This is a genomic window from Mycolicibacter terrae, from assembly GCF_010727125.1.
Classification (GTDB): Bacteria; Actinomycetota; Actinomycetes; order Mycobacteriales; family Mycobacteriaceae; genus Mycobacterium; species Mycobacterium terrae.
Map to the genome: position 1 here is coordinate 3,198,618 of NZ_AP022564.1, position 13,330 is coordinate 3,211,947.

Annotated in this window: 14 protein-coding genes; 6 read left to right on the plus strand and 8 right to left on the minus strand. The window is 68.5% G+C overall.

Translation table 11 applies throughout. The features are described from left to right. Positions 1–16 precede the first annotated feature (16 nt). Positions 17–1,078, minus strand: coding sequence for an alpha/beta hydrolase (locus tag G6N23_RS15130; RefSeq protein WP_085262480.1), 1,062 nt, complete (start codon positions 1,076–1,078; stop codon positions 17–19). 180 nt (positions 1,079–1,258) lie between these two features. Between G6N23_RS15130 and G6N23_RS15135 the strand changes: the two genes are divergently transcribed. Both G6N23_RS15135 and G6N23_RS15140 read left to right on the plus strand, forming a co-directional pair. Then, positions 1,259–2,113, plus strand: coding sequence for an SGNH/GDSL hydrolase family protein (locus tag G6N23_RS15135; RefSeq protein WP_085262481.1), 855 nt, complete (start codon positions 1,259–1,261; stop codon positions 2,111–2,113). 34 nt (positions 2,114–2,147) lie between these two features. After that, positions 2,148–3,365 carry an acetyl-CoA C-acetyltransferase gene (locus G6N23_RS15140; protein ID WP_085262482.1) on the plus strand — a complete coding sequence of 406 codons (1,218 nt, stop codon included), beginning with the start codon at positions 2,148–2,150 and terminating at the stop codon, positions 3,363–3,365. A 65-nt stretch (positions 3,366–3,430) separates the two neighbouring features. Here the strand turns inward: G6N23_RS15140 and G6N23_RS15145 are convergent, their stop codons facing one another. Together G6N23_RS15145 and G6N23_RS15150 are read right to left on the minus strand one after the other, a co-directional pair. Beyond that, entirely contained in the window at positions 3,431–4,276 is an 846-nt protein-coding gene (locus G6N23_RS15145) for a hypothetical protein (protein ID WP_085262483.1), read from the minus strand. Positions 4,277–4,386: 110 nt separating this feature from the next. Next, positions 4,387–5,250, minus strand: coding sequence for a Bax inhibitor-1/YccA family protein (locus G6N23_RS15150; RefSeq protein WP_085262484.1), 864 nt, complete (start codon positions 5,248–5,250; stop codon positions 4,387–4,389). A gap of 167 nt (positions 5,251–5,417) precedes the next feature. On the opposite strand from G6N23_RS15150, the gene G6N23_RS15155 reads away from it, so the two are divergent. From G6N23_RS15155 to G6N23_RS15165, 3 genes are read left to right on the plus strand one after another with little or no spacing between them, the layout of a single operon-like run. Beyond that, positions 5,418–6,455: an enoyl-CoA hydratase/isomerase family protein gene (locus G6N23_RS15155; RefSeq protein WP_085262485.1), complete on the plus strand. Its 1,038-nt coding sequence runs from the start codon at positions 5,418–5,420 to the stop codon at positions 6,453–6,455. Positions 6,456–6,466: 11 nt separating this feature from the next. Then, positions 6,467–7,249 (plus strand): enoyl-CoA hydratase, encoded by a 783-nt coding sequence (locus tag G6N23_RS15160; protein WP_085262486.1) that lies wholly within the window; start codon positions 6,467–6,469, stop codon positions 7,247–7,249. Between the two features lie 3 nt (positions 7,250–7,252). Then, positions 7,253–8,911 carry an alpha/beta hydrolase gene (locus G6N23_RS15165; RefSeq protein WP_085262487.1) on the plus strand — a complete coding sequence of 553 codons (1,659 nt, stop codon included), beginning with the start codon at positions 7,253–7,255 and terminating at the stop codon, positions 8,909–8,911. Here the strand turns inward: G6N23_RS15165 and G6N23_RS15170 are convergent, their stop codons facing one another. Beyond that, positions 8,912–9,274 (minus strand): rhodanese-like domain-containing protein, encoded by a 363-nt coding sequence (locus G6N23_RS15170; protein WP_085262639.1) that lies wholly within the window; start codon positions 9,272–9,274, stop codon positions 8,912–8,914. Between the two features lie 32 nt (positions 9,275–9,306). Then, a complete protein-coding gene (locus G6N23_RS15175; protein ID WP_085262488.1) occupies positions 9,307–9,837 on the minus strand; it encodes a cysteine dioxygenase in 531 nt (176 codons plus the stop codon). 278 nt (positions 9,838–10,115) lie between these two features. On the opposite strand from G6N23_RS15175, the gene G6N23_RS15180 reads away from it, so the two are divergent. Next, positions 10,116–11,123 (plus strand): patatin-like phospholipase family protein, encoded by a 1,008-nt coding sequence (locus tag G6N23_RS15180; protein WP_085262641.1) that lies wholly within the window; start codon positions 10,116–10,118, stop codon positions 11,121–11,123. Here G6N23_RS15180 and G6N23_RS15185 read toward each other — a convergent pair. From G6N23_RS15185 to G6N23_RS15195, 3 genes are read right to left on the minus strand one after another with little or no spacing between them, the layout of a single operon-like run. Continuing rightward, positions 11,120–11,980: a patatin-like phospholipase family protein gene (locus G6N23_RS15185; protein WP_085262640.1), complete on the minus strand. Its 861-nt coding sequence runs from the start codon at positions 11,978–11,980 to the stop codon at positions 11,120–11,122. The genes G6N23_RS15180 and G6N23_RS15185 overlap by 4 nt on opposite strands. Before the next feature lie 5 nt (positions 11,981–11,985). Further along, positions 11,986–12,852 carry a class II glutamine amidotransferase gene (locus G6N23_RS15190; protein WP_085262489.1) on the minus strand — a complete coding sequence of 289 codons (867 nt, stop codon included), beginning with the start codon at positions 12,850–12,852 and terminating at the stop codon, positions 11,986–11,988. Between the two features lie 7 nt (positions 12,853–12,859). Continuing rightward, a complete protein-coding gene (locus tag G6N23_RS15195) occupies positions 12,860–13,327 on the minus strand; it encodes an SRPBCC family protein (protein WP_085262490.1) in 468 nt (155 codons plus the stop codon). Positions 13,328–13,330: the final 3 nt, after the last annotated feature.

Sequence of the window (13,330 nt, forward strand, 5' to 3'; positions counted from 1 at the left end):
GGGCCACGGCCTGGGCCTAGCCGGTGGCCTCGCGGATGTATTCGCCGATCTGGCGCAGCGAGCGGGTGGCCTCGGGAACGAACGGTGCGGCGATCTGGAAGACGTGGATCTGGCCGGGCCACACCCGCAGTTCGACCGGAACTCCGGCCGCGGCCAGCATCTTGGCGCCCAGCCGCGCGTCGTGCAGCAGCACCTCAGCGCCCGAGACGTGGATCAGGGTGCGCGGCAGCCCCGGCTTGACGTACTGCAGCGGCTCGAGGACCTCGCCGCGCCGGCCGTGGTCGCGGTCGCGCCGGGCCGCCGCTTCGACCAGTTCGACGAACGCGTCGAACGCCTTGGGCGGGAACATCGCACCGGTGTGGATGTTCGGGTGCGCCTTCTTGGCTTCCTTGGCGATCTCCAACAACGGCGACATCGCGACGATCGCCGCCGGCACGTCGTCTTCCCCGCCTTCGTCCAGCAATCGCTCGGCCAGCGCCAGTGAGAGGTAGCCGCCGGCGGAGTCGCCGGCCAGCACGATCTGGTCGGGTTCGTAGCCCTGGCGGCGCAGCCAGCGGTAGGCGTCGTAGCAGTCGTCGATGGCGTCGTCGATGGAGTGCTTGGGCACCATCCGGTACTCCACCACCAGCACCGGACTGTCGGCGTACTTCGACAGCTTGGTGACGAGCCGGCCGTGGGTGTTGGCCCCGCAGGTCAGAAAGGCGCCGCCGTGCATGTAGAGCACGACCCGACGGGTGCCGTCGGCGGGCAGGACGCCGGCCGCACGCACCATCTGCGCCGTGCAGCGCGGCAACCGGATGGTGGCGCGCACGGTGCCCGGCGCCGGCAGCACCGCTTTGGCGGCGAAGTCGACCAGACCGAACGGCCAGGGCATGCGCGGGAGGTAGCTGCCTACCGAGAGCGCCGGCCGGACGGTGAGCCGGGTCGCCAGCCACGTCAGCCGTCCTTCGACGCTGGGCGCATCCTCGACGACCTCGACCGGCAGCCCGTCGTTACGGGCGATGCGGCGGGTTCGCGGCGCCGGGCGCAGACCACTGATTGCATGCGACGAGCTGGGAATCTTGCTGGGTGCGGTCATAGTGAACACTCCCTCCAGCCGGCCCCGGCCGGCACAGCCAACGCGGTACACGTATCGTCACACGAAGAAGTCTGTGAAGAAATCTTAGGATTCGTTCCGATACGGCATCGGGTCCTCATCGTGATCTGTTTTGTTTGCTGTGCGCGGGTATCCGGGCGTCTTGTTCCTTAGACTTTCCGCATGGGGATCCGGGTGGCGCGGCGGTCGGCGATCACGCTGGCCACCGCGGGCGCGCTCGCTTCCGGCGGCACCCTCTACCTGGGTCTACGCAATCTGTTGGCCGGCCAGGCCGACATGGCCCGCCAAACCATCCCCAGGGCGTGCGAGATCCCGCCGCGCGCCGATGGGATATACGTTGCCGGCGAGGCAACGGTTCAGCGTTTTCAGCGCGGCGTGAGCGTCGATGTGCACCTGATGATCTTCGGTGACTCGACCGGGACCGGCTACGGCTGCTGTTCAGCCGAGGAGGTCCCCGGCGCGCTGATCGCCAGGGCACTGGCGGAGCGGACCGGTAAGCGGATTCGCCTGAGCACCAAGGCGATCGTGGGCGCCACCTCCAAGGGACTCGCCGGGCAGGTCGACGCGATGTTCGTCGCCGGGCCCCCACCGGACGCCGCGGTGATCATGATCGGCGCGAACGACGTCACCGCGCTCAACGGCATCGCCGGTTCGGCACAGCGACTGCACGCGGCGGTGAAACGGTTGCATGCCAGCGGTGCGGTGGTGGTCGTCGGCACCTGCCCCGATTTCAAGGCGGTCAGCGCGATCCCGCAACCGCTGCGCTGGGTCGCGCACGCCCGGGGGCGGCAGCTGGCCCGCGCCCAGGCCCAGGCGGTCGTGGCCGCCGGTGGTATCGCCGTCCCGTTCGCCGATCTCCGCGTGCCGGCGTTTCGGGACTGCCCCGGGCTGCTGTTCGCCCAGGACCAGTACCACCCGTCGGCGGCGGGGTATGCGCTGGCGGCGAGTCAGGTGATCCCGGCGCTGTGCGCCGCGCTGGACGAGGCCGATTCACTCGCGGTGGCTCCGTCGGACTAGATTCGGCTGAATACCCGATCTCAAGGAGTCCGAAGTGCCCGAAGCTGTCATCGTCTCAACTGCTCGTTCACCGATCGGCCGGGCCGGTAAGGGATCGCTGGTCACCATCCGGCCCGACGACCTGGCCGCCCAGATGGTGCGCGCCGCGCTGGACAAGGTGCCCGAGCTGAACCCGCACCAGATCGACGACCTGATGATGGGCTGCGGACAGCCGGGCGGCGCGTCCGGCTACAACATCGGCCGCGTCGTCTCGGTGCTGCTCGGCTACGACTTCCTGCCGGGCACCACGGTGAACCGGTACTGCTCGTCGTCGCTGCAGACCACCCGGATGGCGTTCCACGCGATCAAGGCCGGCGAGGGCGACGCGTTCATCTCCGCCGGGGTGGAGACCGTGTCGCAGTTCGGCATCGGCGCCGCTGACGGTGCCCCGAACAGCAAGAACTCGCTGTTCAACGACGCCATGGCCCGCTCCGAGGCGGCCGCCGCGGGCGCCGAGGAATGGCACGACCCGCGGGCCGACGGCAACCTGCCCGACGTCTACATCGCGATGGGCCAGACCGCCGAGAACGTCGTGCTGCACACCGGGATCAGCCGCGAAGACCAGGACCACTGGGGTGTGCGCAGCCAGAACCGCGCCGAGGAGGCCATCAACAGCGGCTTCTTCGCCCGGGAGATCTCCCCGGTCACCTTGCCGGACGGCACCGTGGTGAGCACCGACGACGGTCCGCGCGCCGGCACCACCTACGAGAAGATCAGCCAGCTCAAGCCGGTGTTCCGTCCCAACGGCACGATCACCGCCGGTAACGCCTGCCCGCTCAATGACGGCGCGGCCGCGGTGATCATCACCAGCGACACCAAGGCCAAGCAGCTCGGCCTCAAGCCGTTGGCCAGGATCGTGGCCACCGGGGTTTCCGGCCTGTCGCCGGAGATCATGGGCCTCGGCCCGATCGAGGCGGTCAAGAAGGCGCTGACGAACGCGAAGATGTCGGTCTCCGACATCGACCTGTTCGAGATCAACGAGGCCTTCGCCGTGCAGGTGCTGGGCTCAGCCCGCGAGCTCGGTATCGACGAGGACAAGCTCAACGTGTCCGGTGGGGCGATCGCGCTGGGCCACCCGTTCGGTATGACCGGCGCCCGCATCACCGCCACCCTGCTGAACAACCTGGCCACCCACGACAAACAGTTCGGCGTGGAGACCATGTGCGTGGGCGGTGGCCAGGGCATGGCGATGGTCGTCGAGCGGCTGTCCTAGTTCCATTTCGTTGACTCTGCGCTCAGGGCGGGAAAGTTCGAGTAACCCCCGCCCTGGGCGCAGAGTCATTTTCGCCTCAGGAGGTCCCACGCGCTTCGGACACGGCGGACCACGTCATAGCCGCGGTGTTCGGCGAGAACCGTGACGTGCGTCCAGCCCGCCTGCCGGATGTACTCCAGACGCTCGACGTCCTTCACAAACTGCGACCGATCGGTCCGATGTTGGTCGCCGTCGTACTCGACCGCGAGCATGATGTCCTGCCAACCCATGTCGAGGAAGTACTTCGGATAACCGTCGGGACCGAGCACAGGGATCTGGGTCGTCGGCCTGGGAAACCCGGCGTCGCTGAGCAGCAGCCGCAGCCAGGTCTCTTTCGGTGACTGCGCGCCGGCGTCGACGAGGTACAGGGCGGCTTCCAGCTGGCGCAGCCCTCGGGTGTGACGATGCCGCGACGCCAGTTGAGCCACATCGTCGATCTTGAAATGCGTGGCGTTGGCCAGTGCGTCGAGTCTGGCGACTGCCTGACGCAACGGGCCGCGTCGGCCCAGGTCGAAGGCGGTGCGCTCGGGAGTGGTGGCGACGACGCCGGCGAGGTGCTGGGATTCGCCGTCCAAGATGAGGTCGGCACGGGTCTTGACGCCGTGCGGGGCTCGCGCGTTACGCCAGATCAGTTCGACGGTCGCGTCGTCGGCGATCCAGTTCGCCCCGTGCAGGGCGGACGCCGCTAAGCCGGAAACGACCGCCTGGCGCTGCGACCACAGCCAGGCGGCCTGCGTCCGGTGCAGGAGCGTGGGTTCGGCGCGCTTTTCCTGGTAGACGTTCGGCAGGACTGCGGTGTGGAACCGGCGCAGCTCATGGCGGCTTAAAGTTCCAGCGGCTAACGCCTCACTACCGATGAATGGTTGTCCCATGTCGGCATGCTGCCCGGGGCCACCGACACAAAAAATGACTCTGCGCTGAGGGCGGGTGCTACTCGCACTTTCGCGCCCTCAGCGCAGAGTCAACGGGGAAAGCTAAGTCGCTACTCGCTCTGGAAGTAGCTGAGCAGGCGCAGGATCTCCAGGTACAGCCAGACCAGCGTTACCGTCAGGCCGAGTGCGATACCCCAGGCCGCCTTCTCCGGCGCCCCGGCGCGAATCAGCTGATCCGCCGCGTCGAAGTCGATCAGGAAGCTGAACGCGGCAATGCCGATGCACACCAGCGAGAAGATGATCGACAGGGTCCCGCCGCTGCGCAGACCCAGACCCTCACCACCGCCGACGCCGAACAGCGACAACACCAGGTTGCCGATCATCAGGGCCAGCACACCGAACAACGCGCCGACAAGCATCCGGGTGAACTTCGGGGTGACGCGGATTGCGCCGGTCTTGTAGACGACAAGCATGCCGCCGAACACCCCCAGGGTGCCCATCACGGCCTGGCCGATCATCGAGCCGGCGTTACTGGCCCCCACCGTGACCGCGGTCAGCACGAAGGAGATGGCCCCCAGGAACAGGCCCTCCAGCACCGCGTAGCTGAGCACCAGGGCCTTGCTGTCCTGCTTGCGGGCGAACATGGCCACCATGACCAGCGCCAGCCCGCCGAACGCGCCGATGAAGGTCAGCGGACCGGCCAGCGCCTGATTGGCCGAGACCAGGAAGAAGGACACGATCGCGGCGACGCTGAGCACCCCCAGCGTCATGCCGGTCTTGGTGACGACGTCATCGATGGTGAGCGGACGACTGACCTCCCGCCGGTAGTCAGTCTGCGGGCTCTGTAGCCCGGGGTAACCCTGGCTCATCTGCTGGGCTGCGCCGGCGGAGGCTTGACCCAAGCCGGTTCCGAACTGCGCGTAACCGCCCTGTTTGGGCAATGAACGAAATACCGGGTTGCTGGTTTCCCGCACCTTCCCGATCCTCTCTGATGCTGTCTTGTGCTCTGACACGGAGATGTGCGAACAACTTGATCAACGTTCCGCGACCCGCCGGGGTTCCCAACAGACTGCGGGCCGTTCTTCCGCCAAACCTTACCCGCGGATGGGCGACCGGGGGTAGGGATCTACATTGCGAAGGCGTGACAGGTGAATCTGACGAGGTACTGGCCCGCGTCGAGAACGGGGTCGGGCTGCTGACCCTGAACCGTCCGCAGGCGATCAACTCCCTGAACCTGCCGATGGTGGCCGCGATGACCGCGGCGCTGACGGCCTGGGCTGATGATCCGGCCGTCACCGCGGTGGTGCTGTCGGGGGCCGGCGAGCGCGGGTTGTGCGCCGGTGGGGATGTGGTCGCGATCTATCACAGCGCCAAGGCCGACGGTGCGGACGCGCGGCGTTTCTGGCACGACGAGTACCTCCTCAACGCGCAGATCGGCGCGTTCGCCAAGCCGTACGTGTCCCTGATGGACGGCATCGTGATGGGCGGCGGGGTGGGGGTCGGCGCGCACGCCAACACCCGCGTGGTCACCGATACCACGAAGATGGCGATGCCCGAGGTGGGTATCGGCTTCATTCCCGATGTCGGAGGCACCTATCTGCTGTCGCGCGCACCGGGGCACCTGGGTCTGCACGCGGCGCTGACCGGTGCACCGTTTTCCGGGGCCGATGCCATCGCGCTGGGTTTCGCCGACCACTTCGTGCCGCACGACGCAGTGGGTGACTTCACCGCGACGATCCTCGCCGACGGGGTCGCCGAGGCACTGCAGCGTCACGCGGTCGAGCCGCCTCCGAGCCCGCTTGCCGCACAACGCGACTGGATCGATGAGTGCTACGCCCATGACACGGTCGCCGAGATCGTGGCGGCGCTGGCCGGCCATGGCAGCGCCGGCGCCGGCGCCGCCGCCGAACTGATCGGCACCCGCTCACCGATCGCCTGTGCGGTGACGCTGGAATCGGTGCGCCGGGCGGGCAGACTGGCCACCTTGCACGATGTTCTGGTCCAGGAGTTCCGGGTGTCGACCGCCTCGCTGCGCTCGCATGACCTGGTGGAGGGCATCCGCGCCCAGTTGGTCGACAAGGACCGCAACCCGCAGTGGTCACCGGCGAGTCTGGCCGAGGTGAGCGCCGCCGACATCGAGACCTATTTCGCCCCCGCCGAACCCGATCTAGTTCTTTAAGGAGTCTTCCCATGGCCCAGAACACCTACGAAACGATTCTCGTCGACCGCGACGGGCGCGTCGGCACCATCACCTTGAACCGGCCGCAGGCGCTCAATGCGCTCAACAGCCAGGTGATGAACGAAGTCACCACCGCCGCTGCCGAATTCGATTCCGATCCGGGAATCGGCGCGATCATCATCACCGGCAGCGCCAAGGCGTTCGCCGCGGGTGCGGATATCAAGGAGATGGCGGAGAAGAGTTTCGCCGACGTGTTCGCCGCCGACTTCTTCGCCGCCTGGTCCAAGCTGGCCGCGGTGCGCACCCCGACCATCGCCGCAGTGGCCGGACACGCCCTGGGTGGCGGTTGCGAACTGGCGATGATGTGCGACGTGCTGATCGCCGCCGACACCGCCAAATTCGGCCAGCCCGAGATCAAACTCGGTGTGCTGCCCGGCATGGGCGGCTCCCAGCGACTGACCCGGGCCATCGGCAAGGCCAAGGCGATGGATCTGATCCTGACCGGCCGCACCATCGATGCCGCCGAGGCCGAACGCAGCGGACTGGTCTCGCGCGTGGTGCCGGCCGAGGACCTGTTGGCCGAAGCCAACAAGGTCGCTGCCACCATCGCGGGCATGAGCCTGTCTGCGGCCCGAATGGCCAAGGAGGCCGTCAACCGGGCATTCGAATCCACCCTGGCCGAGGGACTGCTCTACGAACGCCGACTGTTCCACTCGGCGTTCGCCACCGACGACCAGACCGAGGGCATGGCGGCCTTCACCGAAAAGCGCGCACCGAACTTCACCCACCGCTAGCCCATGGCCCGACCGGCCGAAAGGCCTTGGTGGATTCGGCATTACACCTACACCGGCACCGCGATGGGCTTGGTGTTCATCTGGTTGTCGATGACCCCGTCGCTGCTGCCGCGCGGGCCGCTGTTCCAAGGCCTGGTCAGCGGCGCGTCCGGCGCCGCCGGTTACGGCCTCGGGGTGCTCATCGTGTGGCTGGTGCGCTACATGCGTTCGGCGGACAGCAGCCCGCCGGCGCCGGGCTGGGCCTGGGCGGTGCTGATCCCGACCGCCGTGGTCATCCACCTGGTGATGATCGTCCGCGTCTACCACTGGCAGCGGCAGCTGCGCTCGCTGATGGATGTGCCGCAGCTGGCCTGGTACTGCTTCCCGATGGCAGGCGGGCTGGCGGTGCTGACGCTGTTCGTGCTGGTGGAGATCGGGCAGGTGGTCCGTATGGTGGGCCGCGCACTGGCACGTCAGCTCAACCGCGTTGCGCCGCGGCGTGTTTCGCTGGTGGTGACGGTGGCCCTGCTGCTGGGGCTGACCATCGCGTTGCTCAACGGCGTGGTGGTCAAGTTCAGTATGCGCACGCTGAACAAAACGTTCGCCGGCGTCAACGCCGAGATGGACCCCGACCAGGCCGCGCCGCCGACCCCGCTACGTTCCGGCGGCCCGCAGTCGCTGGCCTCCTGGGAGTCGCTGGGCCATCAGGGCCGTATCTTCGTGGCCGGCGGACCGACCCTCGCACAGCTCACCGCGTTCAACGGCACGCCGGCTGCCGAACCGATCCGTGCCTATGCCGGACTCAATTCGGCTGACGGGATCATGGCGACCGCCGAACTGGCCGCGGCGGAACTGGCGCGAACCGGTGGGCTGAACCGCACCGTGGTGGCCGTGGCGACCACGACCGGCACCGGCTGGATCAACGAGGCGGAGGCCTCCGCCCTGGAGTACATGTTCAACGGCGATACCGCGATCGTGGGCATGCAGTATTCATTCCTGCCCAGCTGGTTGTCCTTCCTGGTCGACAAGGAGAACGCCCGCCAGGCGGGACAGGCATTGTTCGAGGCGGTCGACAAACGGGTACGGGCCATGCCGGAATCCCGACGCCCCAAACTGGTGGTGTTCGGGGAGAGCCTCGGGTCGTTCGGCGGTGAGGCGCCATTCATGAACCTCAACAACGTGCTGGCGCGCACCGACGGAGCACTGTTCTCCGGGCCGACGTTTCAAAACACCATCTGGAAAGACCTGACCGTCAACCGCGATCCCGGCTCCCCGCAATGGCTTCCGATTTACGACGACGGCCACAACGTGCGCTTCATCGCCCGCCCCGGCGACCTGGACCGGCCGCACGCGCCCTGGGGCGCACCGGAGTCCCCGCGGGTGGTGTACCTGCAGCACGCCTCCGACCCGATCGCCCGGTGGAATCCCGACTTGCTGTTCAAGAAACCGGACTGGCTGGCCGAGGCGCGAGGCTACGACGTTCTGCCGCAGGTGCAGTGGAAACCGATCGTGACGTTCCTGCAGGTCTCAGCGGACATGGCGGTGGCGGTCGACGTACCCGACGGCCACGGCCATCGCTATGTCGCCGACATCGCCGATGCGTGGGCGGCGGTATTACATCCAGCGGCGTGGACCGCGGAGAAAACCGAGCGGCTGCGCCCGTTGCTGCACACCGACACCTGATCAGTTCGGCTGCGCCAGCACCCCGGCCGCGGCCATGGCGTGAAAACCGCCGATGACGTCGGTGGCGCGGTGCAGACCCAGATCCACCAGCGCGGCCGCCGCCAGGCTCGAGGTGTAGCCCTCCGAGCACAGGATCACCCACTGCACGTCGTCGTCGAGCGCCTGCGGCAGTCGGGCGTCGCTGGTGGGGTCGCAGCGCCACTCCAGCACATTGCGCTCGATCACCAGGGCGGTGGGCACCTGGCCCTCCTGCGCGCGCTGGGCTGCCGGCCGGATGTCGACCAAGATCGCCCCGTCACGCAGCGCCGCGGGCAGCTCGTCAGCGGTCAGCCGGTGCAGCCGTGCGCGCGCCGCGGCGAGCATCGCGTCGATGCGACTGCTCACCTGCGCCGTGGTCACGATGCCTCCGGGTGTTCGGTGAGTTCGGTACGTTGCCGGCGCAACGTGTTGTCGGCACCCACGTCGTAGTAGGACATCTCGACCAGGGGCGGCGAGTAGGCGTGCACGCTCAGCGTCGGGCCGGGACGTGAGGGTGCCCAGACGACGTCATGCACCCAGCCTCGCGAAAACGCGGCCTGGTCGCCGGCCTCGAGCCTCCGCTGCGCCAACTTAGTGCCGTCCCAATGGAATTCATCCAGCGAGCCGGTCAGCACGGTCAGCGCTCCGAGCGAGTCGCCGTGGTCGTGCAGTTCGGTGGCGTGACCGGGCACCCAGCTGATCAGCCAGATGTCGAGCCGGTCGTCACCGTGGATCCGGGTGAACCAGCGACTGTCGGCGGGCAGGCCGGACACGGGCAGCAGATGCTCGTAGCGGCCGTTCAGGACCGCGTCGGCGGCCAGGTCGGTGGTCTGCAACAGGTCGGGCAGGCGCAACGAGCGGGACCGGGAGGCCGAAGGCCGCAACGCGACGGGATCAGCGATAACCATGGGGGAAAACTCCAGAACGGATGGGGTGGATTCGAGACAGGGGTCGGCGCAGCACTCAGCTGCGGCAACAACAGCCCTGAAATCCCACGTGCTCCATCACGACCGCCATGCTAGGCGGTGGGCGGTACCGGGCGCATCCGCGCGCAGCGCACACCGCGCGCATTGCGGTCTGCGCGCCACCGGGTTACCCGTCGTGAACTGGTGGTTTAGCCCGGAAATGTGTTTGCAATCACGGTGACGGAAAGGGTCGGGCCGCCGCGGCCCGCAGAATGGTGGGCATGGCCTCTACAACTGCACCGCGGGTGTCGGTGGTCCTGGGCAGTGGCAGCGCACGCGGCTATGCCCACATCGGGGTGATCTACGAACTGCTCGAACGCGGTTACGACATCGTCGGAATCTCCGGCTCGTCGATGGGCGCGCTGGTCGGCGGCCTGCAGGCGGCCGGGCGACTCGACGATTTCGCCGAGTGGGCCGAGTCGCTGACGCAGGGGGCGGTGTTGCGGCTGCTGGACCCGTCGTTCACCGCGGCCGGTGTGCTGAGGGCCGGAAAGATTCTCGATGTCGTCCGGGACATTCTGGGCGACATCAACATCGAGCAGCTACCGATCCCCTACACCGCCGTCGCCACCGACCTGATCGCGGGCCGATCGGTGTGGCTGCAGCGCGGTCCGGTCGACACGGCGATCCGCGCCTCAATCGCCATCCCGGGGGTGATCGCACCGCACGAGGTCGACGGGCGGCTGCTTGCCGACGGAGGCATCCTCGACCCGCTGCCGATGGCGCCGCTGTGCGCCGTCAACGCCGACCTGACCCTGGCGGTGAGCCTCAACGGCGGCGATCCGACCGCCGCCGGGCCCGCCGCCGACGATTCGGAGCGCGGTGCACCGGCCGGGCGCCTGAACCGGATGTTGCGCAGCACGTCGGCGCTGCTGGACACCAGCGGGGCGCGTTCGCTGCTGGACCGGCCCACGGCCCGGGCGATCCTGGACCGGTTCAGCAGCGGCGAATCCGAGCACGAAACCGACCATGACCTCGAGGAGATCGCCGACGGCCCCGCCGGCGGCCCCGGAGTGCCCAAACTCGGCAGCTTCGAGGTGATGAACCGCACCATCGACATCGCCCAGGCGGCGCTGACCCGCCATCAGCTGGCGTCCAACCCGCCGGATCTGCTCATCGAAGTGCCTCGCACCGCCTGCCGCAGCCTGGACTTCCACCGCGCCGCAGAGCTGATCGAGGTGGGCCGCGAGCTCACCGGACGCGCCCTGGACACCGTGAAACCGTCTTAGCCCATGGCGGACAAGAATTCGGCGACCGCAGCGGCGTGCCGGCGGCCCTGTTCGCGTCCGGCCCGTGCCGACGGCACCCGGCAGGCCGGATCCAGCGGGTTGCTGCCGAAGGCGCGCAACGCCGCACCGTCGGCGAACACCGCGTAGACGCGCCCGCCGAAGCCCGCGATCTCCGCGGCCGCACCGGCGCTGAACGGCGACGGCGCCGATTGTCCGGACGGCACCAGCACGACGGCCACGTCGCAATCGTCGGCGACATCGAGGTTGATCGGGCTGCGCATCCCGCCGTCCATGTAGCGCCGCCCGCCGATCACCACTGGCGGCCAGACCCCGGGCACCGCGCAACTGGCCGCCACAGCGTCGACGAGCTCGACCCCCGAGTCCCGGTCGAACACCACCAGCTCGCCGGTGTCGATGTCGATCGCGGTGATCCGCAGGTAACGGTCCGGCCAGCGATGCGAGGGCAGCCGGTGCGCGATGACCTGCCGGCGCACCGGGGCCGGAACGGTCCGGGTGGCCAGGGCCACCGCGCCGATTCGCTGCATCTTCTGCGCGGCAGAGGTATTCGGTTCGGTCATCGCCGCCAAGAACAGCTCGGCGATCCCCTCGACACCGACTCCGGGGTCGAGTTCGGGCGAGGACTCGGCCACCTGACGGGCGAACAGCTCATCGAGGCTCGTGCCGCTGCCGATCTGTCCGCTCACCGCCGAACCGGCCGAGGTCCCGACCAGCACATCGGATTCCAGCAGCGCCGCCGCGGCGGCCGGCGACTCGTCGGCGATGCCGCACAGCACGCCGGTCTCCCAGGCGATGCCCGCCACTCCCCCGCCGCCCAGTACCAGGGCACGCTTCGTCATCGCGCTCACATCGCCGGGTGTTGAGCCGCTGCGGCCACCGGGTTCAGGTCTTCACGCCGCAGTTGCCGCGCGGGCGGATCGGGCAGCACCAAGCTACGGGTGATCCGCAGGCCCGCGTCGACGTGTACCAGCTGGCCCGGCTCGATCGGTTCCCAGCGGGTGTCGTCGTCCATCGGTTCGCTGGCGAACACCACCGCGGGCCGGCCGCGCAACTGCTTGGCATCGGCTCGAATCCGTTTGGTGCGCATTGCCAGACCTGCGGGAGCTACGCCGTCTCGCCGGTCCAGGATGTAGAGCTGGTTGGCCTCGGGGTACCGCAGCGCCCAAATGTCGTTGGCGGTGCTCAGCACCAGATTGAGTGAGAAGATCGGCACGTTGGCGGCGAGCCACTTCACGGCGTCAACCAGGCCGGCCGCCACGTCGCTGCGCCGAGCCCGGATCGCGGCGGTGATGAGGGCGAAGACGCGTTCGGAGTCGGTCTCGCCCAGTACCAGGCCGTAGCCGTCGACTTCGCGCAACCGCTGGTCAACGGCGGCAAGGTCCTCGACCACGCCGTTATGGGCGAAGATGCGGCCGTCCTGCAGGAACGGGTGGGTGTTGGCGACGTTGCACCGGCCCGTGGTGGCATACCGGACGTGGGCGACGAAAGTGGTGCCGGTCATGTTGTGCGCTTCGGTGGCGAAGTCGACGTCGCGCCACGCCGCGATCGGCTGCTTACGTACCCGCGGTTGCCCGTAGCCGTCGAATGTCCCCAGCCCGGTGCCGTCGGGGTTGCGCCGGCTCTGCGCGGCCAGATTGTCCGGGGCGTCGAGCAGCCAGAACGTTGCGGTCACGACCTTGGTCCCGGCATGCAGGGCGAACAGTCGGCACATCGTCGCCTCAGGCCTCCAGCAGGGCGGCCAGCTGGGTCAGGGCCCGCCGGGCGTAGCCCTTCCACAGCCTGCCGAACACCGGCATCGCGGCCGCGGTAAGCGCGGATCTGGGGTGGATGACCCACCGCCAGGTGACGGTCGTGCCCGCTGCGGTCGGGGTGAATTCCCACCGGCCCTCGACGAACCGAACCAGCGGTGCCAACGGGCCTTTGATCTCGGTGAGCCGGTAGTCGAACGACCGCGGCGCGTCGACGCTGGTCAGCTCTTCTCGCATGCTGCCGCCACCGGTCAGCCGCACGGTTCGGGTCTGGCCGGCGCTCGCCCACTCGCCGTTCTGGTCCCGGACCTCCTTGATCGGCGGGATCGGCCCGTACCAATGCCGGAACAGTTGCGGCAGGGGCAGCGGCAGTGTCCCGTCGAAGGCGTCCTGGACGTCCACCGCTATTGCGCGGGATTGCTCGACTGCGTAGGCCACTGT

Excerpts from the sequence above, each read along its gene's own strand:
- G6N23_RS15130 (WP_085262480.1), bottom strand. The coding sequence starts at position 1,078 with ATGACCGCACCCAGCAAGATTCCCAGCTCGTCGCATGCAATCAGTGGT.
- G6N23_RS15135 (WP_085262481.1), top strand. The coding sequence starts at position 1,259 with ATGGGGATCCGGGTGGCGCGGCGGTCGGCGATCACGCTGGCCACCGCG.
- G6N23_RS15145 (WP_085262483.1), bottom strand. The coding sequence starts at position 4,276 with ATGGGACAACCATTCATCGGTAGTGAGGCGTTAGCCGCTGGAACTTTA.
- G6N23_RS15160 (WP_085262486.1), top strand. The coding sequence starts at position 6,467 with ATGGCCCAGAACACCTACGAAACGATTCTCGTCGACCGCGACGGGCGC.
- G6N23_RS15165 (WP_085262487.1), top strand. The coding sequence starts at position 7,253 with ATGGCCCGACCGGCCGAAAGGCCTTGGTGGATTCGGCATTACACCTAC.
- G6N23_RS15170 (WP_085262639.1), bottom strand. The coding sequence starts at position 9,274 with ATGCTCGCCGCGGCGCGCGCACGGCTGCACCGGCTGACCGCTGACGAG.
- G6N23_RS15175 (WP_085262488.1), bottom strand. The coding sequence starts at position 9,837 with ATGGTTATCGCTGATCCCGTCGCGTTGCGGCCTTCGGCCTCCCGGTCC.
- G6N23_RS15180 (WP_085262641.1), top strand. The coding sequence starts at position 10,116 with ATGGCCTCTACAACTGCACCGCGGGTGTCGGTGGTCCTGGGCAGTGGC.
- G6N23_RS15185 (WP_085262640.1), bottom strand. The coding sequence starts at position 11,980 with ATGACGAAGCGTGCCCTGGTACTGGGCGGCGGGGGAGTGGCGGGCATC.
- G6N23_RS15190 (WP_085262489.1), bottom strand. The coding sequence starts at position 12,852 with ATGTGCCGACTGTTCGCCCTGCATGCCGGGACCAAGGTCGTGACCGCA.